22 protein-coding genes and 1 pseudogene are annotated in these 23,725 nt (G+C 56.7%); 4 read left to right on the forward strand and 19 right to left on the reverse strand.

The features are described from left to right. Positions 1–137 precede the first annotated feature (137 nt). The 12 genes from polA to HQL76_05580 all read right to left on the reverse strand — a co-directional run bounded on the left by polA (position 138) and on the right by HQL76_05580 (position 12,867). On the reverse strand, positions 138–2,897 hold the full coding sequence (gene polA, locus HQL76_05525) for a DNA polymerase I (protein MBF0108615.1): 2,760 nt from the start codon (positions 2,895–2,897) through the stop codon (positions 138–140). Between the two features lie 189 nt (positions 2,898–3,086). Continuing rightward, entirely contained in the window at positions 3,087–3,953 is an 867-nt protein-coding gene (locus HQL76_05530) for a symmetrical bis(5'-nucleosyl)-tetraphosphatase (GenBank protein ID MBF0108616.1), read from the reverse strand. A 201-nt stretch (positions 3,954–4,154) separates the two neighbouring features. Continuing rightward, positions 4,155–4,934, reverse strand: coding sequence for a hypothetical protein (locus HQL76_05535; GenBank protein ID MBF0108617.1), 780 nt, complete (start codon positions 4,932–4,934; stop codon positions 4,155–4,157). Beyond that, on the reverse strand, positions 4,852–5,394 hold the full coding sequence (locus tag HQL76_05540) for a DUF488 domain-containing protein (protein ID MBF0108618.1): 543 nt from the start codon (positions 5,392–5,394) through the stop codon (positions 4,852–4,854). The genes HQL76_05535 and HQL76_05540 overlap by 83 nt, the downstream gene beginning before the upstream one ends. 152 nt (positions 5,395–5,546) lie before the next feature. After that, on the reverse strand, positions 5,547–6,020 hold the full coding sequence (locus HQL76_05545; GenBank protein MBF0108619.1) for a CYTH domain-containing protein: 474 nt from the start codon (positions 6,018–6,020) through the stop codon (positions 5,547–5,549). Positions 6,021–6,038: 18 nt separating this feature from the next. Further along, the gene (locus tag HQL76_05550; GenBank protein MBF0108620.1) at positions 6,039–6,785 is read right to left on the reverse strand and encodes a hypothetical protein; all 747 of its coding nucleotides are present in this window, start codon (positions 6,783–6,785) and stop codon (positions 6,039–6,041) included. Positions 6,786–7,018: 233 nt separating this feature from the next. Continuing rightward, positions 7,019–7,480, reverse strand: a complete 462-nt coding sequence (locus tag HQL76_05555) for a CBS domain-containing protein (protein ID MBF0108621.1) — start codon at positions 7,478–7,480, stop codon at positions 7,019–7,021. 181 nt (positions 7,481–7,661) lie between these two features. Next, positions 7,662–8,129 (reverse strand): ribosomal protein S18-alanine N-acetyltransferase, encoded by a 468-nt coding sequence (gene rimI, locus HQL76_05560; protein ID MBF0108622.1) that lies wholly within the window; start codon positions 8,127–8,129, stop codon positions 7,662–7,664. 12 nt (positions 8,130–8,141) lie between these two features. Then, positions 8,142–8,843: a tRNA (adenosine(37)-N6)-threonylcarbamoyltransferase complex dimerization subunit type 1 TsaB gene (gene tsaB, locus HQL76_05565; GenBank protein ID MBF0108623.1), complete on the reverse strand. Its 702-nt coding sequence runs from the start codon at positions 8,841–8,843 to the stop codon at positions 8,142–8,144. A 25-nt stretch (positions 8,844–8,868) separates the two neighbouring features. Continuing rightward, positions 8,869–9,570: a cytidylate kinase-like family protein gene (locus HQL76_05570; GenBank protein MBF0108624.1), complete on the reverse strand. Its 702-nt coding sequence runs from the start codon at positions 9,568–9,570 to the stop codon at positions 8,869–8,871. Between the two features lie 220 nt (positions 9,571–9,790). After that, positions 9,791–11,722: an ATP-dependent DNA helicase gene (locus HQL76_05575; GenBank protein ID MBF0108625.1), complete on the reverse strand. Its 1,932-nt coding sequence runs from the start codon at positions 11,720–11,722 to the stop codon at positions 9,791–9,793. 92 nt (positions 11,723–11,814) lie between these two features. After that, positions 11,815–12,867 carry a hypothetical protein gene (locus HQL76_05580; GenBank protein MBF0108626.1) on the reverse strand — a complete coding sequence of 351 codons (1,053 nt, stop codon included), beginning with the start codon at positions 12,865–12,867 and terminating at the stop codon, positions 11,815–11,817. Between the two features lie 333 nt (positions 12,868–13,200). Here HQL76_05580 and HQL76_05585 point away from each other — a divergent pair, with 333 nt between their 5' ends. Both HQL76_05585 and HQL76_05590 read left to right on the forward strand, forming a co-directional pair. Then, positions 13,201–13,428: a hypothetical protein gene (locus tag HQL76_05585; protein MBF0108627.1), complete on the forward strand. Its 228-nt coding sequence runs from the start codon at positions 13,201–13,203 to the stop codon at positions 13,426–13,428. A 55-nt stretch (positions 13,429–13,483) separates the two neighbouring features. Next, positions 13,484–14,485, forward strand: a complete 1,002-nt coding sequence (locus HQL76_05590; protein MBF0108628.1) for a glycosyltransferase family 2 protein — start codon at positions 13,484–13,486, stop codon at positions 14,483–14,485. A 144-nt stretch (positions 14,486–14,629) separates the two neighbouring features. Here the strand turns inward: HQL76_05590 and phoU are convergent, their stop codons facing one another. From phoU to pstC, 4 genes are read right to left on the reverse strand one after another with little or no spacing between them, the layout of a single operon-like run. Then, a complete protein-coding gene (phoU, locus tag HQL76_05595) occupies positions 14,630–15,364 on the reverse strand; it encodes a phosphate signaling complex protein PhoU (GenBank protein ID MBF0108629.1) in 735 nt (244 codons plus the stop codon). Positions 15,365–15,399: 35 nt separating this feature from the next. After that, positions 15,400–16,299, reverse strand: coding sequence for a phosphate ABC transporter ATP-binding protein (locus HQL76_05600; protein ID MBF0108630.1), 900 nt, complete (start codon positions 16,297–16,299; stop codon positions 15,400–15,402). Then, the gene (gene pstA / locus HQL76_05605) at positions 16,253–17,539 is read right to left on the reverse strand and encodes a phosphate ABC transporter permease PstA (GenBank protein ID MBF0108631.1); all 1,287 of its coding nucleotides are present in this window, start codon (positions 17,537–17,539) and stop codon (positions 16,253–16,255) included. Before pstA ends, HQL76_05600 begins: the two co-directional genes overlap by 47 nt. Before the next feature lie 10 nt (positions 17,540–17,549). Beyond that, positions 17,550–18,923 carry a phosphate ABC transporter permease subunit PstC gene (pstC, locus tag HQL76_05610; protein ID MBF0108632.1) on the reverse strand — a complete coding sequence of 458 codons (1,374 nt, stop codon included), beginning with the start codon at positions 18,921–18,923 and terminating at the stop codon, positions 17,550–17,552. Positions 18,924–19,237: 314 nt separating this feature from the next. Here pstC and HQL76_05615 point away from each other — a divergent pair. Continuing rightward, a pseudogene (locus HQL76_05615) lies at positions 19,238–19,769 on the forward strand (putative DNA binding domain-containing protein). Further along, positions 19,766–20,761, forward strand: a complete 996-nt coding sequence (locus HQL76_05620) for a ParA family protein (protein MBF0108633.1) — start codon at positions 19,766–19,768, stop codon at positions 20,759–20,761. Before HQL76_05615 ends, HQL76_05620 begins: the two are co-directional and overlap by 4 nt. Positions 20,762–20,765: 4 nt before the next feature. Here the strand turns inward: HQL76_05620 and HQL76_05625 are convergent, their stop codons facing one another. The 3 genes from HQL76_05625 to HQL76_05635 all read right to left on the reverse strand — a co-directional run bounded on the left by HQL76_05625 (position 20,766) and on the right by HQL76_05635 (position 23,720). Then, positions 20,766–22,025: an ATP-binding cassette domain-containing protein gene (locus HQL76_05625; protein ID MBF0108634.1), complete on the reverse strand. Its 1,260-nt coding sequence runs from the start codon at positions 22,023–22,025 to the stop codon at positions 20,766–20,768. A 199-nt stretch (positions 22,026–22,224) separates the two neighbouring features. Continuing rightward, complete coding sequence (locus HQL76_05630; protein ID MBF0108635.1) at positions 22,225–22,512, reverse strand: MTH1187 family thiamine-binding protein; 288 nt, start codon at positions 22,510–22,512, stop codon at positions 22,225–22,227. Positions 22,513–22,616: 104 nt separating this feature from the next. Continuing rightward, entirely contained in the window at positions 22,617–23,720 is a 1,104-nt protein-coding gene (locus tag HQL76_05635) for a substrate-binding domain-containing protein (GenBank protein MBF0108636.1), read from the reverse strand. Positions 23,721–23,725 lie beyond the last annotated feature (5 nt).

A 23,725-nucleotide genomic window follows, 5' to 3' on the forward strand; every position in this document is an offset into this window, starting at 1 on the left:
TCGCAAAAATCGCTTTGCTTCGGGTGAAATGGCGCGTGAAAAAAAAGTCAAAAACAAAACCTTGGGGACAATCCCTTAAGCCCCCTTTTTTCTTTCAATAATCCAGAACCGGGGAGGGGATACCTGGGCCGTTACCTTCAGTGGGCTTCCCCCCAGTTGCGACCGGAGCCGATCTCCACCTTGAGCGGTACCGAAAGTTGCATGGCCGATTCCATCGAAGATCGAACCACGTCCCGGACCTGTTCCAGTTCGGGCAGTGGCGTTTCAAGCACCAGTTCGTCGTGAACCTGAAGAATCATCCGGCTTTGCAATCCTTCATTTGCAAGACGATGATGCAACTTGATCATGGCCAATTTGATCAGATCGGCGGCGGAACCCTGGATCGGGGCATTGATGGCGGTCCGCTCCGCCACCTCGCGCAGATTGCGGTTGGGATGATTGATGTCGCGAATCAGGCAACGTCGTCCTCCCAGGGTTGTGACATGGCCCAGACGACGGGCCGCGTCGATCGAACGTTCCATGAATTCGCGCACCCCCTGGTAACGTTTGAAATAAACTTCCATGTAACGGGCCGCTTCGAAATTGGAAATCTCCAGCCGTTTGGCCAGGCCGTAGGGACTCATGCCATAGATCAAACCAAAATTGATCGTCTTGGCCATGCGCCGTTCGACGGGACCATCGGCATTGAACAATTCCCGGGCGGTGGCGCTGTGAATGTCCTGATCGGCGGCGAATGCCTCTCTGAGGCGGGGGACCTCGGCCAGATGGGCCAGAAGACGCAACTCCACCTGGGAATAATCGGCGGAAAGGAGGCAAAAGCCGGGTGGGGCGATGAATGCCTGGCGGATGGCGCGGCCATCGGCGGAACGAATCGGAATGTTTTGCAGATTGGGTTCCGAGGAGGACAACCGTCCCGTCAGGGTGACCGCCTGGTTGAAGCTGGTATGCAGCCGTCCCGTGACCGGATGGACCAGTTGCCGGAGATTGTCGGTATAGGTCGATTGCAGCTTGGTCAGTGAACGGTATTCCAGGACCTTGTCCGCCAGGGGATGTCCCTGTTCGGCCAGTTTGGTCAATACCGTCACGTCGGTCGAAAAGCCGGTCTTTGTTTTTTTTCCCCCTTTCAGTCCCATTCTGTTGAATAAAATCTCTCCCAACTGTTGCGTGGAATTGACATTGAACCGTTGGCCTGCCTGTCGTTGAATTTCTTCGGACAGGGCGGCACAACGTTGTCCCAGGTCCGTTCCCATTTTTTCCAGGACGTTGACATCGATCAAAACGCCCCGGTGTTCCATATCGCCCAGGACCGGGATCAATGGTTCCTCGACCGCGGCGTAGAGATGCCAGACCTCCTCCCATTGCCGCAATGGCCCTTCCATTTTCCGCGCCGCTTCCCAGGCGACCTCGGCATCCTCGCAGGCATAAGGACCTGCCTTGTCGAGCGACACCTGGTCGAAGGTGACCTGGTTTCGCCCCGTTCCCGCAACTTCCTTGAAGGTGATCGTGGTACGTCCCAATTCTTCGAGGGCGATGGTGTCCAGATTGTGGCGCCGGTTGGAACCATGGAGCAGGTGGGAAAAAATCATGGCATCCTTGAAGAAACCGCGAAGGTGGATGCCGTATTTTTTCAGCAGGACGTATTCATACTTGATGTTCTGGCCGATCTTGATCGTGCCTGGATCCTCGAACAGGGGTTTGAGGCGTTCGAGGATCCGGTCACGGTCCAACTGGCCGGCGGGGGCCGCTTCGGGACGGTGACCTACCGGAAGATACCAGCCCCGTCCATCGCCCCAGGAAAACGAAAGCCCAACCAGTTCCGCCTGTACCGGATCGGTGCTGGTGGTTTCGGTATCCATCGAAAACTCGGATTGTCGTTCCAGGTGACGGACGAATGTTTCAAAGTCATCCATGGACATGATCAGCTGATAATCGAGGGAGGACGGGGGCGGCTCCGGTGGGATTGGGACGGTGTCGGCGGCGCCCGGCACGGGGGTGGATGGAGTGGTGGCGGAATCGGGAAAGGACGTCTTCAGTTTTCGCGCCAGGGAGGTGAATTCCATTCGGGTATGAAACGCCAGCAACCGTTCCCGGTCCACCGGTCGGCGGCGAAGGGTGGAAAGATCGACCTCCAGGGGGACATCGACCTTGATGGTCACAAGGTCCAGGGCCTGCCGCGCCAAATGTTGTCCGGCAATCAGATTTTCACGGCGCTGTTTTTGGGGAATTTCCATGACCCGGGCGAACAGGGCATCGAGACTGCCGAAGGTTTGCAACAGCTGGGCCGCGGTCTTGATGCCGATCTTGGGGATTCCTTCGATGTTGTCGGAGGTGTCGCCAACCAGGGCCATCGCCTGGGTCAGCAGGGAAACCGGAACCCCCCAGAGTTCCTCGACCTCCCTGGGACCGATCCAGCGATCCTTGGCGGTATCGAAAATTTTTGTTTGTGGCGAAATCAATTGCATCAGGTCCTTGTCGCCCGAGACAATCACCACCTCCAACCCCGCCGCTTCTCCTTTCCGGGCCAGGGTTCCCAGAAGATCGTCCGCCTCGAACCCCGGGAGGGTGAAGGATGGAATGTTGCAGGCGGCGACCATTTCGTGAATCGGTTCGATCTGGCAGGCCAGGTCCTCGGGCATCGAGTGTCGGTTGGCCTTGTAGCTGGGGGACAGTTCATGGCGAAAAGTGGGACCTTTGGCGTCGAAGGCGACGGCAAGATAGTCGGGCCGATGGTCCTCCAGCACCTTGGCGAGCATCTGGTGGAAGCCGAAAATGGCGTTGGTGGGAAATCCGTCGCGGCGGGCCAGATTGCGAATGCCGTGGAAGGCACGGTGGATGTACCCATTGCCGTCGATCAGAAAGAGCCTTTGAGGAGACGGGAACTGCGAAGGAGCGTCCATGGTGTCCTTGGGAGAATGTGGATTGTTGGCTCAAGGTGCTGCACAACACGGCATGGCGGAATCTTCAATCCGCTTTTTCCGAGTGCTACCGAACCGGGGACAATTTTTTATGATCACCGCGAAATCGATCGATGATCCATTCAACGGCGTCACTTCTGAAAAAAATGTGTGTCCATTTTGCCAGAGGCCTTATCCTTCGGTTGAATCGCAACGGGCGTAACAGGGACATGGAATCCCTGTGATTGGAAAAGCGGGATCGTCCAGGCGGATGGCCGTCAGATGGCCGCCATAGACACAACCGGAATCCAATCCTTTCGAATGGTCATGCAGCGCAAGACCGATGGCAGCCCAATGACCATAGACCACCGTTTCTCCCGCTTCCCAATAACGGACCCGATACCAGGGTTGAATGGAAAAACCATCAGGTGGCGGGGCATAGGGGTCGATCATGCCAGCTTTGCGCGCCTCTTCCGGCCAAACCGGTCGGCCATCCCGGGCCGTCAGGCGGATGCGCGTGAAGATCGATAAGGTATCCCGGTTCTTGTGCCATTCCTCTCTGCCGCATGACTTGATTGGCGGATGTCGCGTCAATGGGGCGAAAAAATCAATGCGCCGTTCCAGTTGGTCCATCATCCGGGTCACCCGATCGGCATGGACCATTGCCTCGGACAACGACCATAAAGGGGACAAACCTGCGTGAACCACATGACATCCTGTATCGCTGTCATGAATGATCAACGGAAAACGAGCCATCCAATCGAGCAGAAGTTCACAGTCCGGCGCTCCACGAAACGTTTTTTGCCAGGGTTCCATCCAGGTGGATCCCTTTGATGCGAACAGCTTTAAAATATTGACCTCATGGTTGCCCATCACGACCTGGGCCGATGCGCCCAGGCCATGCACAAAGCGCAGACATTCCAACGATTCCGGTCCACGGTTGACCAGATCGCCGACAAACAGCAGCCGGTCCTGCCCGGGCGAGAACGACAGGACCTCAAGCAATTGCCGCAGCGAGGCCAGACACCCATGGACATCACCGATCGCATAGACCGCCATGGTTTATTTCCTTTCCCAGCGGCAAAAGGGGTGAATTGTGAGGTTGGCGTTGAAATAACGCGGGTCGCTTGAAATTTCCGCGCCAAGCCAGGGCGGAAAGGGAAAAACCTGGTCGGTGGCATTCAATTCGATTTCGGCAAGGACCAGACCCTGATTTTCTCCGGCGAATTCATCCACAACTCCGCTGAATGTCAACACGCCCTAAAACAAACTGCGTTGCTCATTCTGATCTAATCTTAATACACCGATCAGGAGCCATGTTTTTGGATAGTGGGAGTGGGTCCCCATTACAAAGGCCATTCCTTTTTCTGGGTATTCTTCCCCAAATGTTCGCTTAAGATTCGTGAGTGCTTTTTCTTCCCCATAATTTCTTCTCCAATTATAAAAAGTTGCCGACGTCTCCCAATCCAAACATTGGTGGTCATGTGACCGACCACGGGTAGTGTACTGGTAATAAAACTCATAGGGGCAGGGCTCTAATGCCTTTTTTTCCTCCGTGAAACCAGACAGATCAAGCTCAAATTGTCTGACTGCGCTTTCGTAAGCAGTCTGTTCAGATTTAATCTGTTCCTGTGTTTTCTTTGTCCACGAAAATACTGGATTTTCTGGACGAATCAATGCCAAGGATTGTTGCCTTTCTTCCGCTTCACTGGTCGTGGCCAACAGGAGCGGTTGTAAAAAGGATGCCCGATGTTGTGGTTTCATTTCTTTTTCTGGACGAACAGTTTCCTCGTTGATACGCCGGCTCTCAGCCCTATTGTCCTTTCGTGGAACTTGCCACTCATATGAAACCCATTGCCAACGTTTAAATTTTTTCTCATCCTGCATGAAACGGAACCGGACTGGATACTGCCTGCGCCAGATTTTTTCCTCTGTGACACCGGCGCAACACACAAGTTCACTGTGACGTTTGCCCAAATGCGGCAGTGCTTTGGCAAGGATCAAAACCCGTTCGGTTCCGGATTTCTGAATGTTTTCCATTGGCATTACGATTTTCAACTCCGATATTCTTCACAACCAAGTTCCATCCTTCCTTTAATTTAGCAGCAACAACGGAGCGATGACAAGACCTTGGATCTCTTTCATAGCAGAGCAGGCAACTTGTAGCGTCAGATGCGAGGGCTGCTGCCCTATTCAAGTCATGGAGCGCTACCGTGGATGCCATGTGATGCAGGAAAATTTCCCTGAACAGGTCCATTTTGCCTGTGCGAGCCGCTTCCCTGCCCTCTTTTGGGTCTCCGAGTCCACGCAAATGCACGTACCGGATACCATGTTCAAGAAGCGAATCGGTGAGCACTTTTTTGGAAAATCCTTTTCGCCTTGAAATCGGTACCTCGCGAACATCGATAAGGCAGGCAATGTGTTTTGCCTTTAAGGTGAAAATAAAATCTTCCTGGTTTGCTCCTTCATATCCGATCGTGAATATCTGATTTACAGACATGGATTGTTCTACCTTTAATTGCATGGATTACAATAGAAATTATCGGGGCCCAGCAGCCGGTCCTGCCCGGGCGAGAACGACAGGACCTCAAGCAATTGCCGCAGCGAGGCCAGACACCCATGGACATCACCGATCGCATAGACCGCCATGGTTTATTTCCTTTCCCAGCGGCAAAAGGGGTGAATTGTGAGGTTGGCGTTGAAATAACGCGGGTCGCTTGAAATTTCCGCGCCAAGCCAGGGCGGAAAGGGAAAAACCTGGTCGATGGCATTCAATTCGATTTCGGCAAGGACCAGACCTTGATTTTCTCCGGCGAATTCATCCACAACCCAGAGCATCCCTTCGTGGACAAGAGTAAATCGCTGTTTTTCAATCAATGGTCTGAAACAAAGACGACCCAGCATGTCCAGCGCGTCGTCATGGGGGATGGCATATTCAAATTCATGCTTGCGGTTGTCCCTGGTGCGTCCCTTGATGGTCAAGGTTCCCCGTTCACCCGCGATACGGACGCGGACCACCCGGTCCTTGTCGGTGGAGAGGAATCCTTGAATGACCCGGATCGAAGTGGCTCCGTCGCGCCATTCATCCCCGGTTACCAGAAAACGACGTTCGATTTCAATGGCCATCGCCTGGGTTTCCTGGAATCATGGCAGTAAATCATGGGGCCATGGACCATCTTCCTCGATCGATTCATTTCCGGCGACCAGTGCCGCAAACGAGAGAAGGTTTTTGCGGGCACTGCCCAGGGGATAGTGGAAGGCATCCCAGTTGTCGCCGTCGCCCGAATCGTAGGAGACGAGAATATGTCGGAATTTCCAGGCTTCCCGCAGTTCCAGGTAGGCGCTGACGGTGCCGTGCTCGATGTCTTCCAGGTCCTTGAGGGACAAATATTTCTTGCGGCTCGCGGTCCGTCGCAGCAGTTTTCGCCGTTGCACTTCCCGAACGAATCCGTTCAAATCGACCCGACGCTCGGAAGCGCGCAGAAACAGGATTTCTTCCCGTGACAGGGGCGACAGAAAAATGGGAATGTGCGGAAATTGGTTGAGAATCCCTTCATCCCACAGTTTGGCCGGGACAAAGGGATTGCCTTCATAATAGGGAATGTCACCCGCGTCGAGAATTTCCTGGATCTGTTTGATTTCCAATGCCTGAAGATGACCTCGGACGTCGGCGACCACATATCCGTCCTTGAAGCGCATCGCCTCGAGTTCCATGCGGGATCGAAAGTGATAATCGACGCCGTCGTCTTCCCCAGGATTGGGACTGCGATCGTTGAAAAGAACCAAACGTCTGAATCGCGCTGCTGTTTCGGGATAGAACCGGCGGAAGGCGGCAAACAGAGGCCGTTTACCTACACAACCGGGTCCTGCCAAAATGACCATTTTACTCATGATGCGCTCCTGTCGGGGCGGAGGATTCGGGGTATCTTGTATCGAAAAAACAAACTATTGACAAAGAAAAAAGGGGTTCCCGCTTTCGCGGGAATGACAGGGAATTGCCCCCAGGGCTTTTGATGTTGACTTGTATATTTCCCGGAAGGGGTTCGGGGATGCAATCCCCAAGATTGTTATTTTGACGTTCTGCCTGAGTGGCATCATGTTCGTCCGTGTGCGGAAATGATCGCTTACGAGTCCGCGATCCCCAGTTCCTTCTGGAAAATGGCTTTGTGAATGTCGCCCAGGCTGATGATCCCGGCAAGAATGTCCCCTTTTTCGACCACGGGGATGCGGCGGATTTTGTGCAGGGCCATCTGGGTCGCCGCCTTCATGATGGGGTCCTCGGGGGAGGCGGAAAAAACACGCGAGGTCATCAGCGCTCCGACCGTCTTGTTCAAAACCGCATGGTAGGATTTTTCCATCCCTTCAAAATCGCGGGCGCGGATCGGATCGTGGAGGAATTCGGAATAACTGGGGAGCAGGGCGTTGAGAATGTCCTTTTCGGAGATGACCCCGAGGAGATGATTTCCCTCATCGATCACCGGCAGACCGCTGATCCTGTTGGTGCAAATGATGTTGGCCACATCGCGGATGGTATCATCCTTCTTGACGGTACGAATGTTGCGGGTCATGACATCCTTGACAAGCATGGAAGTACTCCTTCGGTTGACGGTTTATTGGCATTGATTTTCATGGAAATCGGATCGTTCGCTGTCCGATCGATGTCACCCGGCCTTTAAGATGTGGCGGCGTGCCGGACCGAAAGGGGATATGTCTTCCAGGGCCACCTCCACGTCCACCAGGGATGGAGTGTACGCAAAAAGAAAATTTTCAAAAAGGGTTGAATGTGTCCAACGTTCTTGTTTGTCGTTCCATGACCACCGCATCCTCCGGTCCAACGAGATCGGGATAGTAGCCCTTCCGTATGCCAATTTCCTGAAACCCAAGGCGTGCATAAAGATTTCTTGCGGGGTGGTTGGAAGATCGCACTTCGAGGATCAGTGCCCGGGCCTTGGATTGGCGGGCATGTTCGACCAGTTCGGACAGCAACGACCGGGCGATGCCCTGGCCGCGGGCGTCGGGGTCCACCTTGATGGCCAGAAGATGCCATTCATCGTGAAAGCGGCGGGCGATCATGAAGGCCAGCAGTTCCATTCGGTCATTCAACACCACCCGGTTGAATGAGTTCAGGCGCAATTCCTCGCGAAACATGGAATCGGTCCAAGGGCGCGGGTTGGCGATCTGGTCGAGTCGGGTCACCGCCGCAAGATCCGTTTCCACCATGGACCTGAAAATCATGCGGTTGGTTCCTTAGTGATTCATGACCGCCTGGGGCGGGCGGAGGTAAAGGGGTTCGAGTTCAAGCGAACCGGGGTAGCGGGTTGGGCAGGCGTGGTGCAGACCACGGCAACCAAGGAGTCCGGGACCGGGCTGAACAAAAGGGGTCTCCGGCATCAGAAAACGGGGTCCCAGGGCGGCCTGAAGGGGGATGCGACATCCATCGAGGCCGGGACCGCAGCAGAAAACTGGTTCATCGAAAAAGGTGGCCGCCAGCAAGGATGGGACCAGGGCCTCGATCGACCCCATGGCCGGGGGAAGGACGCAATCGAGTCGATCGCCATCACGACGATACAGGGCATGAAAAAGTAATGAACCCCCGGCATCCTTCAAAGACAGCACCAACCCGTGCGTCAACCCGGTCGCGGTCGCGGCCAGTTCCAGGGTGGAGATGCCAGCGATGGGCAGAGAATGGACCAGGGCGATCCCCTTGGCCAGACCCAGGGCGATCCGCAAACCGGTAAACGAGCCGGGACCCAGGGTGACGGCGAGAAGTCCTAAGTCGGCGAAGGAGCATCCGTGCCGTTCGAGAAGGGTGGCCACCTCGGTCGGGAGGGTGACCCCGAAACCGGATCCTTCGGCAAATCGGACCTCTTCGACAATCCGGTCCTCTTCCAGGAGGGCGACGCCTCCTTCGGGACCCGAACCATCGACGGCCAGGGTGCGTTCGCGCATGAATCGGATCCCCGTCGGAAAAGCCTTACTGGGCACCGCCAACCGGCCTGGGAACGTGGTGGCCCATTTTTTCCATGGCGAAGAGGATGATTGCCACGGCATTTTCATCGGAGACCTTGTCGGTATTGACGACCAGGTCGGAATATCTGAGATTGTTCGGGAACTGTTTATAAAAATCTCTCAGGAATTCGGCGCGTTCCCGGGTCCTGTCGGCGATGATCCGTTTGGCCTCGTCGATGGTGACGTTTTCCCGTTTGGAAACCCTTTTGGCGCATGGTTCCAGGGAGCCTTCGATGCGGACCCGGAATACATTGGGCCTGTTGGCCAGGATCAGATGGGCGCCGCGACCGAGGATGACGCCACCGGTGCTGGCGATGGCATAGACGGTTTGCGTCAGGCGGCGATGGTACTCCGCCTTGGAAAAACTTCCCTTGAGGATCAGGTCGCTGATCCAGTGTTCCAGGATGCTGGGATAGCGCTCATCCATCAGGTCCATGAGGTGTTTGTCGGTCTTGGCCTCCTTGATGATGTCGTCCACCATCGAATAGCCGTAGCATGGAATTCCCAGTTGTTGGGCCAGGAGTTCCGCAATGTGCCCACCCCCGGCCCCGACATCTCGGGAGACGGTGACGACGGGACATTTTTTTTCGTTGTCACATTCCTTGACACGGTTTTTGTCGAAGATGACCGAACGTGTCAAGCCACTGATTGCGACGATTCCGCTCATCGTCATGCTCCCGAAAAAAAGGTGTTTTTTATTTTTATCCGGTTGCCTTGTTACCTTCCCATACTACCAATGATGGATCCGTGTGGTCAATTTGTAACCGGAGAACAAAAAAATTAAATATAAACGACTCTTGTATGGAAAGGAGCCGATAAACTCCGGCGGGATGGCCGTGTTTTTCAGGCATCGGGAAGATCCGGGCTGCGGGAAGGAGTGTCAGCTGTCATGAGAAGAAACGGCGGACCGCCTCCCGGTCGCGGGTCAGAGGGGATGGCGGGAGTCCGTCGAGGAAGCGGCGACCGTACCATTTGTCAACCATGCGCCGGTCGAGGACTGTGAGAACTCCCCGGTCTCCGCGGCGTCTGAGGAGTCGGCCCAATCCCTGTTTCAGGGTCAGGATCGCCTTGGGGATGTAGAGTTCCTTGAAGGGGTTGACCGACTGCGATTCAAGCCAGCGGCTTTTGGCGGCGATCAGGGGATCGCCCGGCGATGCGAAGGGGAGGCGGTCGATCACCACCATGGACAGCGATTCTCCGGGGACATCGACCCCTTCCCAGAAACTGGCCAATCCCAACAAGACCGAGGCGACATCCGCCACGAAACGGCGCAACAGGACCCCATTGGGCTGGGTTCCCTGGACCAGAAGGGGAAAACGGGTGCGTCCGCGGATTCCCTCGTACACGAGGTCCAGCATGCGCTGCGAGGTGAAAAGGACCATGGCCCGTCCCCCCGAAAGTTCGAGCAGTTGCAGAATTTCCTCGATGGCGGTGGCGGGAAAGCGGTCATGGGTGGGTTCGGGGATTTCTCTGGGGACGTAGAGAAGGGTTCGATGGGCATGATCGAACGGGGAATCGAGGCGTTTGGCGATCATTTCCGCGGCTTCCAGGCCCAGTTGTCGGGCGAAGAAGTGAAATCCTTCGGCGCCTGGGCCGGTGGCGAGGGTCGCCGAGGTGAAGACATGACAGTCGGCGGCGGGGAACAAAAGTTCGCGCAGGGTGGGACCCGTTTCGAGGGGGGATGCGGAAATGGAAACGAAATGTCCCCGGGTTTCGAACCATTGGACCCGTCCCGGATCTTGCAGCACCCGGATTCGTCCCGACATCTCAAGCAGTTCCGCCGCGCGTCGCCTGCACGGGCCAAGACTGGTCGCCCGGGGGAGAAGGGGTTCGAGAACGTCCATCAGTCGATGCAGCGCCGCTTCCAGGGCAACCATCGCCCGTCCGGGGGTCTGGTTCATGGCCTCGGGGGGCAGACCGCCGCGGCTGTTTTCCTCCGGGAAGGCGCGCCTGAGCTCGATTGCCGCCTGTTTCAGGGTTTCGATGGCGGTATTCATTTCCTCGTCCGATACCCCCGCCACGGTCGTTTGTTCGTTCAGATCGCGCAGGAGTTCCTGAATCTGGCCGTTGGAGATTTCCCATCCGAAAAAGCGGGTGACGATGTCGGGGATGCGATGGGCCTCATCGAAAACGATGACATCGGCCTTGGGAAGGATTTCGCCGAAGCCCCCTTCCTTGACCGCCAGGTCGGCAAAGAACAGAAAATGATTGACCACGACCAGTTCCGCTTCCATCGCTTTCTGCCGGGCATGGGCCAGAAAACAATCCTTGGCGTAAAGGCAGTTGCGTCCGGGACAGACGAGGGTGTCGGCGTGGAGTTGATTCCACAGATCGGGATCGTGTGGTCCTTCGTGGCAATCGTCGCGATCGCCACTGGTGGTCTGTTTCAGCCAGCGGTCGATGCCTCCCAGGGCGAACCGTTTTTCCGGGGGGAGGCTGAACGCGGACAGATGCATCTGTTGGTGGCGAAAGTGACACAGATAATTGGCCCGTCCCTTGAGAACAGCCACCTTGAAGGGGCGTGACAGAAGTTGGCGGACAAGTTCGATGTCCTTGCCCACAATCTGGTCCTGCAACGCCCGGGTGGCGGTCGAGACGATGACCTTGCGGCCCAGGTGCAACAGCGGCAGCAGATAGGCGAGGGTTTTGCCGGTACCGGTTCCCGCCTCCACCAGGAGGGGTTTTTTCAGAGACGCCGCTTCCAGGACCAGGGAGGCCATTTCCTCCTGGGCGGGACGCGGTTCGTAGCCTGTGATTTTTTGCGCCAGGCGACTTTCAGGACCGAAAAGCCGATCGATCTGGTTTCGTGGATCCAACATGTTTTCTCTCCGGATCATGACCAACGGGGTCGAGGATAACCGATGCCGTTCGGCAGGACTCGGGAAAAAGTGGTGGGCGGCGAGGGGACCGGTCAGATTTTGGCAAGGCCGGTGCCGCGGAGAATGACGACCCGGTCGGGATGGGGGAGAAACTTTTGGTTGCGCGGGGGCAGGCCGGGAAAGAAACGGCTGAATCGGGTGGCGACGAGGATGTGATCCCAGGGATCCAGTTCAATGCCGCCAACCGCGACCGTCCGCTCCTGACGCAGGATAAGGTTGCCCGAGACCTGGGTGACGTGGGCGAGCAATCCCTGAAGTTGCCGGAGGCTGGGCACGACATGGGTCGTCATCAGGTGTTGGGCGGCCATCTGGGCTTCCTGATGTTCCCGTACCCGGGTGGCGAACCAGTTGAGAAATCCTTGCTCCCGGCGTAACAACGGGACCAGCCGTTCCCGATAGATGTCCATGGCCCGGGCGTCATCTTCCTGGGCCAGGGACGATTCGATGGCCTGTCCCGTTTCGAACAATTGTTGATGGACCGGTTGCAGCATGCCAAGGAGTTCTTCCAGGACCACGTCGGCGCGGGCGGCCCGGCGACCGACCTCTCCGGCGATCAGCCGTCCGGTCCCCAGTCCGAAGGGGTGTTCGTCAAGGTTGATGGTCGATTGGCGTTGGACGATCGCCTTGTGAACCCGGGCTGCCCAGGCCAGGTTCCCGACTTCCAGCCGGTCCAATAGTGGCGTAAGCTCCGGATCGACATCGACATGGGTGGCGGCGATCTGGTTCAGGGCATAGCGCAGACGGTTCAGCGGGGCGTGCATGACCTCGAGGACCGGGGCCAGACCTGGGACCGATTGTTCGACATGTTTGCGTCCCTCTCCTTCATACCAGGCGCCAAAGGCGTCTTCCGCCGGGTTGGTCAGGAGTTCCAGGACGCGCCGTTGCTCGACGTCGAGGGTCTGTTGCACCCATTCAAGGTAGGGGGGCCGAACCATTTCCGCCGGCGCCGAATCCGCCGTCGCGCCACTTTCCATCGCCATCCCGTGCAGACATGACAGCACCACCAGGGCAAGCAACAGCGCAAGCCATCCCCTGCGTCGCCCAAACGCCAAAAACCTGCCGTCGATGTGGCCCCCGTGGCGCACGAATCGTTTTTCCTCTTCCTTCTATGGTGATGTCCTCGATCCAACCCAAGGCCGTTTCAATGGCCGCCAAAGCGCTGCCAAAAAGTGGTAAACCCCTGGACAATCCATGGAAAATCATGGGATTCTCTCAAGAATCACCGCTGGATGGATGTTCGCGTAACACAGAAATGCAATATTTGTACCGTCTTTACAACAGATTGAAACAGATGCCGTCGCTCGGTTCGTCGTCGTTCGGTGCGCCGATGGGGGGGCAAGACCAGAGAGACCATCGGCACGACGTTTTAGTCATGATCGATCGGCCTTGCCATCAACGGGGGTGGGAGGATCGGGTTCATGGTACGCATCGTTCTTTTTGGCGTGTTGCTGTATCTGGGATACCGGCTGGTGTTGCATTTTCTGTTGTCGCCCAGGTCAGGCGCGGCGACGGCGGCATCCTCGGGACGGGACGCTGGCGATGATGCCCTGGTTGCCTGTGAAAAATGCGGGACCCGTGTACCACGACAGTCGATGGTGGTCCGGGGTGGGCATCTTTTTTGCGGTACCGAATGCGCCGGTTCATGATCGGCAATGGCTGGTGTGCCCACGTTTCCGGGTTCGCTGGTCGGGGAGGGGGTGTATGCACGATTTGGCTCTTGCCGGATGGGAAATCGATCGAACCGGGTCCATCGACGCTCCCGAGGTGACGGTGGTGTTACCCGCCTGTAACGAGGCCTTGGCCATCGGTGGGGTTGTCGCGGCGCTCCGGGCGGCGCATCCAGCGTGGGAAATCCTGGTGGTCGATGACGGTTCCGTCGATCGTACCCGGGAGGAAGCCTTGGCCGCCGGGGCGCGGGTGATTCGTCATCCGCGAAACATGGGCAATGGCGCGGCCATCAAGACCGGCGCCGGGCAGGCACGCGGGGCGTATCTGGTTTTCATGGATGCCGACGGGCAGCACGGCGCCGAAATGGCGGGAGAACTCCTGGCTTTCCTGAAGGAGGGCCACGACATGGCGGTCGGGGCCCGTGCCCTGGATACCCATGCCGGCTGGAGGCGGCGTTGGGGCAATACTGCCCTCAATCGTTTCGCCTCGGTGATGACGGGGCAACCGATTCCCGATCTGACCTCCGGGGTTCGGGCGGTTCACGGTGCCACCTTCAAACGTTTCCTCTATCTTCTTCCCAACGGGTTTTCCTACCCGACAACCATCACCATGGCCTTCATGCGTTCGGGATTGAGTGTCGTCTTTCATCCCATCCGCGCCCGTCGGCGCACGGGGGTCAGCAAGATCAAGTTTTTTCGTGACGGCACCCGTTTCCTGATCATCATCATGAAGGTGATCACCTTGTATTCTCCGATGCGCATCTTTCTTCCGGTCAGCCTTTTTTTCTTTCTTACCGCCTTGGGATGGTACCTTCATGTCTATGCCACCAGCGGTCGTTTGACCAACATGCCGGTCCTTCTGTTCACGGTGGCTGTGATGACCTTTCTAATTGGTCTTGTTTCGGAACAGATCACGACCTTGCACATGGCCTTGTCCCAGCTTGATCTATCGGAAAAACGTAACTGCCAGGTACCTCCAGGGCCAAGAATTATTGAAAGAAAAAAGGGGGCTGGGGGATTGCCCCCAGGGTTTTGATTTTGTTTTTGACTTTGTTTTTCACGCGCCATTTCACCCGAAGCGAATTTCCGCGGTTTTTGCGGAAAATGGGGCTGTGCTTTTTTCTGGTCATTCATAACGTGGCACGTTATCATGATGCGACTGGACCGGATCGACGCGGCATCAGGAATTTTGTTCTCCCGTCGTTTTGGCGGTGATGGAACAGGTCTTGTCCGCCTTCGGTCGTTCGAAGGTCGGTTTTTCTCCCTTGATCCGGTAATAGAGATCCTCGGCAATATTGGTGATGTGATCGCCGATCCGTTCCAGGTTTTTGGCGATGAACAAAAGATGGGTGCAGGAGCTGATGTTTTTCGGCGATTCGATCATGTGGGTCAGGAGTTCACGGAACATGCTGTCGTAAAGGGTGTCCAAGGCCTCATCCCCCTGCCAGATCGCCATGGCGGTGTCCGCTTTTTCGTCGATCCAGGCGCGGCGCATGTGGTCGAGTTGCTCCAGGACCATGAATCCCATGACCCGGAGTCCGCCCGAGGCCTCCGGCAAAGGATGCAATGCCAGGACTCCGACCCGTTTGCTGATGTTCTTGCTGAAATCGCCCATCCGTTCCAGTTCGGAGGAGGCTTTCTGGATGGCCACCACCCAGCGCAGATCATCGGCCATGGGAGAGCGCAGGGCGAGAATACGGATCGACTCCTCTTCGATCGCCAGATCCAGGGCATCCACCTCGGAATCTCTCTGGATCACCTCCTGGGCGAGCGACAGGTCGAACCGTCCGACGGCGAGCATGGCATCGTTGATCATGCCATGCACCCGCTCGAACTGACGGATGAGCAGGGCATCCAGGCGCGTGAGTTCTTCATCAAAGGCGGCCACGGTATGGGGCGGGGGACTTTTGGGCATGAGGGTTTTCCTGTCTGTGACGTGAACCCGTGGTTTCAGCCGAAACGACCGGTCACATAGCCTTTGGTACGTTCCTGTTTTGGATTGGTAAAGATGACTCCGGTCTGATCGAACTCGACCAGCTCTCCCAAATGAAAGAAACCGGTATAGTGCGAAACCCGCGCCGCCTGCTGCATGGAATGGGTGACGATGACGATGGTGTAGTTGCTGGAAAGGTCATCGATCAATTCTTCGATGCGTGCGGTGGCGATGGGATCGAGGGCGGAACAGGGCTCGTCCATCAGGACCATTTCGGGATTGACGGCGATGGCCCGGGCGATGCAGAGCCGTTGTTGCTGTCCGCCCGAGAGGCTGGTTCCCGGTTCCTTGAGCCGATCCTTGACCTCGTTCCACAGGCCCGCCTTGGTCAGGCTGGTTTCGACGATCCGATCCATTTCGGCCCGGTCGCGGGTCATGCCATGGATGCGCGGTCCATAGGCAATGTTGTCGTAGATCGATTTGGGGAAGGGATTGGGCTTTTGGAAGACCATTCCGACCCGGGCGCGCAGTTGGACGACATCGACGGAAGGGCCGTAAATGTCGTCGTTGTCGAGGGTGATGGATCCGGTGACGCGACATCCCGGAACGGTATCGTTCATGCGGTTGAGGCATTTGAGGAAGGTACTTTTGCCGCAGCCCGAGGGTCCGATGAGGGCGGTGACGCGGTTGAGTCGGATGGGGAGGGAAACTTCGGTCAGGGCCTGTTTTTCGCCATAGTAGACGCAAACGTGTTGGGAATCCATCTTGACCGGCTCTCCTGGCGGGGAGGCGGCTGCGGAAGGGTTGGTCGAAGTGGCGTGGAAGTCGCCGGAAGTTTTGAGCGTAAAAGAATTTTTCACGTGGGTCACCCTACCAGCGCCGTTCGACACGGTTGCGAATATAGACCGCCAGGGCATTCATGGCAATCAGAAAGACCAGGAGCACCAGGGTCGCTCCGGAGGTTTTTTCGAGAAAGGCCCGTTCAGGGCTGTCGGCCCAGAGGAAGATTTGCACCGGCAGGACGGTCGCGGGATCCAGGACATTTCCAGGGAGGTCCATGATGAAGGCGACCATGCCGATCATGAGGAGCGGCGCGGTCTCTCCAAGGGCGCGGGCCATGCTGATGATGGTTCCGGTGAGCATTCCCGGGGCGGCGAGGGGGAGGACATGGTGGAGGACGACCTGAAGGGGGCTGGCGCCCAGTGCGCGGGCGCCGTCGCGAATGGCGTCGGGAACCGCCTTGAGCGAGGCGCGGGTGGCAATGACCAGGGTCGGAAGGGTCATCATCGCCAGCGTCAGACCGCCGACAAGGGGGGCGGAGCGGGGCAGATGCATGACATTGAGATAAAGGGCGAGTCCCAGCAGGCCGAAGACAATCGAGGGGACGGCGGCAAGATTGTTGATGTTGACCTCGATGAAGTCGGCCCAGCGTCCCTTGGTGGCGAACTCTTCAAGGTAGACCGCCGAGGCGACGCCCAGGGGAAACGAAACGAGGAAGGTGATGAGCAGGGTCAGCGTGGAACCCTTGATGGCTCCGAGGATTCCGGCAAGTTCAGGATTGCGGGAATCGCCGTTCTCGAAGAAAACCCAGTTGAACTGAATGTCCAGGCGGCCATTCTTTTCGAGGAGTTCGATCCATTGGGCCTGTTTGTCGGAGATGTGCCGTGACGATTCGGCCTGATTGCGCGGGACTTCCCCCTTGACCCACATGTCCACTTCATCGGCGGCGGTCAACCAGATTTTCCGGGTTGTGGCCAGCCATTCGGGATGATGGATGAGTTCCTGTTGCAGCTGATGGGCCGCTCCCTCGCTCAGGAGTTTATAAAGACTCATTTTTTCAGTACGTTCACGGACCTCGGGAAAGAGGGCGTTCATGGCGTTTTTCAGGACGGCGCGATGGTCGCCCCGGACCAGGGAGTCTTCGGAATGGTTGCCGTCGGGATCGAGGAGTGCGGGATCGAAGGAGACATCGAGGAGGATCCGGGTTTGCACGAAGGCCATCGAGCCGTTGACGATCATGGTTCCCAGAAGGAGCAGCAACATGGCCAGGGCCGTGGCCAGACCGGCGATGCCGTACCAGCGGAAGCGGCGGCTGGCGGCATGGCGGCGTGCCAGATGTTTTTGTTGTTCTGGAGTTGTCTTGGCGAATGCGCTCATGGTCAGGCCCTCATTGTTTCTCGTGGTAGCGTTTCACCACCCCGAGGGCGATGACGTTGAGGATCAGGGTGACGAAAAAGAGGGTCAGCCCGAGGGCGAAGGCGGCCAGGGTTTTGGGGCTGTCGAACTCCTGGTCGCCGACGAGGAGGGTGACGATCTGCACGGTGACGGTGGTCATGGCCTGAAGGGGGTTGGCCGTCAGGTTGGCGGCGAGTCCGGCGGCCATGACCACGATCATCGTTTCACCGACGGCCCGGGAGATCGCCAGGAGCAGGGCGCCGACGATTCCGGGGAGGGCCGCGGGCAGGACGACCTGACGGATCGTTTCCGCCTCGGTCGCGCCCATGGCGAGGGAACCGTCGCGAATGGCCTGGGGGACGGCGTTGATGACATCGTCCGACAGCGACGAGACGAAGGGGATGATCATGATGCCCATGACAAGGCCTGCGGCCAGGGCGCTTTCGGAAGCGACATCCAGTCCCAGGTCCGTCCCCAGGGAGGCGATGGCCGGGGCGACGCTCAAGGCGGCGAAGAGTCCATAGACGACCGTGGGGACCCCGGCGAGAATTTCAAGGGCCGGTTTGACCCAGCTGCGCACGCGGGGGGACGCGAATTCGGAAAGATAGATGGCGCAGAACAATCCCACCGGAGCGGCGACGATGATGGATATTCCGGTGATCATCAACGTGCCGGCAAACAGCGGCACGGCGCCGAAGGAACCGGTTCCGCCGACCTGGTCGGCGCGGATGGCGGTTTGCGGGCTCCATTGCAGGCCGAAAAGAAAGTCGGTGGCGGGGATGCTGGTAAAGAAACGGAGGGTTTCGAAGATCAGGGAGAGGACGATTCCCGTGGTGATGAAAAGAGAGATGGAGGAGGCCCCGATCAAGAGCCAGCCGACGATCCGTTCGACCTCCATGCGGGCGCGGAATGCGGCGTGGATCCGTTTCCATGCATGGTGGCAGCCGGCCAATCCCAGTCCCAACGTAAGCAGGGCCAGCAGCAGCTCGGCATTGTGATGAAGGCGTTGCATGGTTTGGATCGATTCGGCAGGGATCCCCATGGCATCGCTGAAAGGCATTTGTCCGCCGGCGACGAGGGTGATTTTATTGATGAGAACCGATTGCACCATGGGGTCGGAGGTTCGGACCGTCTCGGGTAGGGAGGACAGAACAAGGTGGTTCACGGCCCAGGTGACGGTCACGGCGAAGAGCGCCATCACCAGGAGTCCGGGGAGAAGAGACCACAGCGCCACATACACTCCGTGATAACGGGGCAATGAATGCAGCCGTTCTCCCTTGGCCAGGACCTGGCTTTTGTAATTGCCCAGGGCGTAGCCGGCCAGAGCCAAAATGGCCAGGTAGATTCCCGTCGATTGGAGACCCATGATTGATGTGCCCTCGTTTGCCCCAAGGGAGTTGAAACGTTCGATCCTTGATTCTGGTACGACATCAAGTTCCGTGCCAGAAGATCATTTCCGCGCGACATCCGATCGAACGGCATGTAATTCATTGATAGAACACGATAAAATATGTATTGAAAAATATGTTGGCAGGGAAGGATTTCATCAATTTTCAGTTTGATCATCAAGGATTCTTCAAACTAAGGAACGATTCCTTAGCGCCGGTTGCTTTCGAGGTCGGCGGCAGGCATGCTTAAGATTGTGGCCCGAGGATGGGATGGAGCAAGAGGGAGCGACGGATGACGGATGCGGAATTGGAAATCTATCTGGAAGATCTGGAATCGGATCGGGTCGAGCGCAAGGAGTCGGAACGGGCGGGGGACAAGATTTGTCAGGCGATATGTGCCTTTGCCAACGATATGCCCGATCATCGGTTGCCGGGCGTGATCTTTGTGGGCGTCAAGGATCAGGGTTCTTTCACCGGTCTTGCCATCACCGATCAACTGCTACAGAATCTTTTCGCCATGCGTTCGGATGGAAATATTGTTCCACTCCCGGCGATGACGGTGCAAATGGTTCAGGGACCGGGTGGAAATTTTCAGTCCTGGCGGTCCCTATGGGCAAGTGACAAGGAATAATTTTGGCAAACCTGGGGCCTATGGCTATCGTAATCCAAATCTGGCCACGGTATTGAAGGACCTTGGTTATGTTCAACAATTTGGCATGGGGATTGGCATGACCAGAAAGGCGATGGCGGAAAATGGCAATCCACCACCGGAATTTCAGGTTGAAGAGACCCATCTGACTGTCGTCTTGAGGAAGCGTCCATGAATGTTCCGGTCATTGCGTTTTTCAACAACAAAGGTGGCGTTGGTACGACTTCCCTGGTGTACCACATATCCTGGATGATGTCCGAACTGGGATTGTGTGTCGTGGCGGTCGATCTGGATCCTCAGGGAACTCTTTCGACGGCCTTTCTCGATGAAAATGAATTGGAATCATTGTGGCCGGAGAACGGGAATGCGGCCACGATTTTCGAGGCCATCCGACCGATCAAGGAAGGTGATGGCGATGTCGCCGAGCCAAGACTTGTCCGAATCAATCGAGGCTTGTATTTGATTCCAGGAGATCTGGCGTTATCTTCGTTCGAGGATGATCTGTCCGAAACCTGGGCCAGGTGTCTTGGAGGTGATCAGCGCGCCTTCCGAATCACCTCCGCGTTTTGGCGTGTATTGCGGACCGGGGCGCGGCAGTGCGCCGCGGATGTGGTGTTGGTGGATCTTGGGCCCAATCTTGGGGCCATCAATCGTTCGGCGATGATTGCTTCCGATTACCTGGTCATTCCTCTGGCGCCGGATCTTTTTTCATTGCAGGGGGTGTGCAATCTGGGATCAGCCTTGCGTCAGTGGCGCGGGGATTGGAAGAAAAGGCTGGATGAGGTCAAAGAATCCACCCTGGACCTTCCAGGGGGAACTCCGCGGCCCGTCGGGTATATTGTCATGCAGCGTCTGGTTCGTCTGGATCGTCCTGTCACGTCTTATGATCAATGGATCAACCGGATTCCCGTGGATTACCGCAAGTTTATTTTGGGCGAATCCAATCCGGAAGGCGTAAACGTTGCCAACGATCCTCATTGCTTCATGTCACTGAAGCCCTACAACAGTCTCATGCCCATGGCCCAGGAGGTGCGCAAACCTGTTTTTCATTTGAAACAGGCGGATGGTGCCCTGGGTGCGTATATCCATGCGGTTCACGGCGCGTTCGCGGATTTTGAAAAACTTTCACGCGAGATCGCCAACAGGGTCGGAATATCCATTCCATGATCGTTCAGTACGTTTGGGAATTCATGCTCGATACCTGGGCCAATTCCGTTGCGACCAGGGTCCAGATGGAAGAGTCGCCCCCGGTTTCCAGACAGTCGTCGCGGGGACTGACGACCAGGGAAATCAGGTTGGTGACCCGTCCCCAAAGTTGGTTGTTGTCGTTCCCCGTCACCGAGAGTCGCAATCGATAGGGGCCGGGCATGAGTGGAAGATGGGGCACATGGAGGTCGAGGGTATGAAGCCCTTGGGGCAGGGAGGGGCGGCGATCCAGGGGACCGGGCATGCTGAACAATGCGGCGGTGATGTACCCATGGTAGGGCTCGGCCATGAAGGAAAAATGGGGCTGTTGCAAAAACTGGCGCGCTTCCATGACCAGTCGCAGGGTCATCGGTTCCCCGTTGCGAATGATGCCATCGCGTTCACCTCTGCCGTTGAACAGGATTGCTTCGCGAATCCAGATGTACGCCTCGGAACCGGGATGGTGAATGATTCCCTTGTCATGGGCTTCCAGATTGGCGGATGCATAGCGTCCGATCACTTCCATGGTGGGACCGACATGTTCCAGGTGTCCCTTTCTCAGGTACATGGCGCTGGTACACAAACGGTCCACCTGGGAAAGATTGTGGGAAACAAACACAACCGCGACACCCGATTTCGCCAACCGATGCATCCGATCCAGGGCCTTGTTGCGGAAAACCATGTCGCCCACGGACAATACCTCGTCCACAAGCAGAATATCGGGTGACATGTGGATGGCGACGGCAAATCCAAGCCGGGCGCGCATTCCAGAGCTGTAGTTGCGCACCGGGGTATCGATAAATTCGCCGATGTCGGCGAATTCGATGATTTCATCCATGCGGTTGTTGATTTCACGGCGGGAAAGTCCCAGAATTGCCGCATTGATGTGAATATTTTCCCGGCCACTCAAAATGGGGCTGAATCCTGCACCCAACTGGATCAGTGCTCCGACCCGTCCACGAACGACCACCCGTCCACGGTCGGGTTTGACAAGTCCGTTGATTAAACGCAAAAGAGTTGTTTTTCCCGAGCCATTTGGACCGATCAGACCGACGACATCCCCACGTCGGATGGTGAAACTGACATTCCGAACTGCCCAGAATTCATCCCGACGCAATTCAGCCGAGGCGTTTCCACCACACAGTTCCCGACCGACATCGGTCACGCCATACCACAGCGACCTTTTAAGATCGAGACAAAATTTTTTGCCGACGTTCTCTCCATGGATCAATACTTCTTCCGGCATTCCGGCCTCCGTTGGCGTAGCCGTTCAGGCCCCTCCCCGTATTAAAATTATTGAAAGAAAAAAGGGGTCTGGGGGATTTCCCCCAGGGTTTTGACTTTGTTTTTCCACGCGCCATTTCACCCGAAGCAAATTTCCGCTTTCTTTCAATAATTGAATCCGGAAGGTACCTGGGCAGTTACCTTCTATCCGGAGTCCGGCGTCAACTCCGGACCGCACGTCCCAGTTTTTCTTCGATGCTTGCGATTTTTCCAGTCAATCGATCCCGGGCATTCTTGCGAATATCGGCCTTCAGCACCAGAGAGACACGCTGACAATCTTCAAGCATGCGATCATGGCATTTTTTGACAACCGCCATCACCTCATCCCATTCCCCCTCCAGAGTCGTCCCCATCGGTCCCAATCGATAGGGAAGACCCGAGGTATCGATGATGTCGAGGGAACGGGCGACATAAGTACTGACGCTTTCACCCTTGTCCAATGGTGTCATGGAAAATTCAAGCAGGACACTCACGACATGTTCTCCTGAAGTATCAATAGGTTGATGGAAAACAGGGCGGTGATGCCAGGATCATGTGACCTTCAATTGTTTCATCAAGGTCGTTCTGGCGCTTCCCTGGCGGCGCCGGTTTCCTTGTCTTGGTGACCGTTGGCCAGGACCTTGACCGGCTCGGAAACATCAGGACTTCCCTTCTGAGGGGTGTCGATTTTTTTTGCCTCCGAAGGGGCTTTGGGAATGGAGATGAATCCTGCCTTGCGCAAGATTTCCTGCCCGCCAACCCCCTGGACCCACTCGATGAAGGGTTGCAGCAAGGGAATCTGCTTGTCAAGAATGTAGAAATACAACGGGCGCGCCAGCGGATACAATCCCCTGATGGTAAAATGGGCCGTCGGAGGAAAACATTCCGTTTCTTTTTTTTCATCACGGGCGATACAGAGCGTCTTGACCGCGACCGTCACGGTTGCCATGCTGGTGAAACCAATACCACAAGGACTGTTGGCAATCTTTTCCAGCAACCGGTCGTTCTCCCGGATCGTGATCAGGCCGGGATGGAAATGATTGCGCTCATGAAACATTGTCTCCCGGAAATAAATATAGTCACCGGAATTGTTCTTGCGCGACATTCTCACGATCGCATTGTCCGAACATCCCGGCACCGACACCCCAAGATCATTCCACCCTGAAAAGCCATCGTCGCGGCCAAAGAGACGGCCCAGCTGGTTCAAGGTGATACCGTTGAGGGGATTGGCCTTGTTGACGATGATGGAAAGGGCGTCATTGCCAATCACGAATTCCTTGGGTGGCGCCCCGGAACGTTGCTCGATCAAACGAATCTCCCTGTTCTTCAGCGATCGGGTGGTGACGGCGACATCGACATGGCCGTTGATCAGGGCGGCGATGCCGTTGCCGGAGCCGCCACCATTCACCTCGAAGAACACCCCCGGATTGCCTTCCTGATAGACCTTGGTCCAGTCATTGACCACGCCGATCATGGCGTTGGATCCCTTGATACGAATCCGATTGACGCTGTTGACAGCGGCATCGGCGGTTGCGTGGATCCACACGGCCATCAGCCCAAGCGCCAGGACGAGGAACCATCCGTTTGCCACACGCACGATCGCGCCATGGCGCTCCCGCCACAACCGACAGGCGTGGTTGGCAATTTTTACATCGATGTCCCGAAAGGAAACGTTCACTCCAT

It is taken from the genome of Magnetococcales bacterium, from assembly GCA_015228815.1.
Classification (GTDB): Bacteria; Pseudomonadota; Magnetococcia; order Magnetococcales; family UBA8363; genus UBA8363.

What these genes read in the sequence shown, in the direction of transcription:
- polA (MBF0108615.1), bottom strand. Translation starts at nt 2,897, where the DNA reads ATGGACGCTCCTTCGCAGTTCCCGTCTCCTCAAAGGCTCTTTCTGATC.
- HQL76_05530 (MBF0108616.1), bottom strand. Translation starts at nt 3,953, where the DNA reads ATGGCGGTCTATGCGATCGGTGATGTCCATGGGTGTCTGGCCTCGCTG.
- HQL76_05535 (MBF0108617.1), bottom strand. Translation starts at nt 4,934, where the DNA reads ATGGAAAACATTCAGAAATCCGGAACCGAACGGGTTTTGATCCTTGCC.
- HQL76_05540 (MBF0108618.1), bottom strand. Translation starts at nt 5,394, where the DNA reads ATGTCTGTAAATCAGATATTCACGATCGGATATGAAGGAGCAAACCAG.
- HQL76_05545 (MBF0108619.1), bottom strand. Translation starts at nt 6,020, where the DNA reads ATGGCCATTGAAATCGAACGTCGTTTTCTGGTAACCGGGGATGAATGG.
- HQL76_05550 (MBF0108620.1), bottom strand. Translation starts at nt 6,785, where the DNA reads ATGAGTAAAATGGTCATTTTGGCAGGACCCGGTTGTGTAGGTAAACGG.
- HQL76_05555 (MBF0108621.1), bottom strand. Translation starts at nt 7,480, where the DNA reads ATGCTTGTCAAGGATGTCATGACCCGCAACATTCGTACCGTCAAGAAG.
- rimI (MBF0108622.1), bottom strand. Translation starts at nt 8,129, where the DNA reads ATGATTTTCAGGTCCATGGTGGAAACGGATCTTGCGGCGGTGACCCGA.
- tsaB (MBF0108623.1), bottom strand. Translation starts at nt 8,843, where the DNA reads ATGCGCGAACGCACCCTGGCCGTCGATGGTTCGGGTCCCGAAGGAGGC.
- HQL76_05570 (MBF0108624.1), bottom strand. Translation starts at nt 9,570, where the DNA reads ATGAGCGGAATCGTCGCAATCAGTGGCTTGACACGTTCGGTCATCTTC.
- HQL76_05575 (MBF0108625.1), bottom strand. Translation starts at nt 11,722, where the DNA reads ATGTTGGATCCACGAAACCAGATCGATCGGCTTTTCGGTCCTGAAAGT.
- HQL76_05585 (MBF0108627.1), top strand. Translation starts at nt 13,201, where the DNA reads ATGGTACGCATCGTTCTTTTTGGCGTGTTGCTGTATCTGGGATACCGG.
- HQL76_05590 (MBF0108628.1), top strand. Translation starts at nt 13,484, where the DNA reads ATGCACGATTTGGCTCTTGCCGGATGGGAAATCGATCGAACCGGGTCC.
- phoU (MBF0108629.1), bottom strand. Translation starts at nt 15,364, where the DNA reads ATGCCCAAAAGTCCCCCGCCCCATACCGTGGCCGCCTTTGATGAAGAA.
- HQL76_05600 (MBF0108630.1), bottom strand. Translation starts at nt 16,299, where the DNA reads ATGCCCTGGCGGTCTATATTCGCAACCGTGTCGAACGGCGCTGGTAGG.
- pstA (MBF0108631.1), bottom strand. Translation starts at nt 17,539, where the DNA reads ATGAGCGCATTCGCCAAGACAACTCCAGAACAACAAAAACATCTGGCA.
- pstC (MBF0108632.1), bottom strand. Translation starts at nt 18,923, where the DNA reads ATGGGTCTCCAATCGACGGGAATCTACCTGGCCATTTTGGCTCTGGCC.
- HQL76_05620 (MBF0108633.1), top strand. Translation starts at nt 19,766, where the DNA reads ATGAATGTTCCGGTCATTGCGTTTTTCAACAACAAAGGTGGCGTTGGT.
- HQL76_05625 (MBF0108634.1), bottom strand. Translation starts at nt 22,025, where the DNA reads ATGCCGGAAGAAGTATTGATCCATGGAGAGAACGTCGGCAAAAAATTT.
- HQL76_05630 (MBF0108635.1), bottom strand. Translation starts at nt 22,512, where the DNA reads ATGACACCATTGGACAAGGGTGAAAGCGTCAGTACTTATGTCGCCCGT.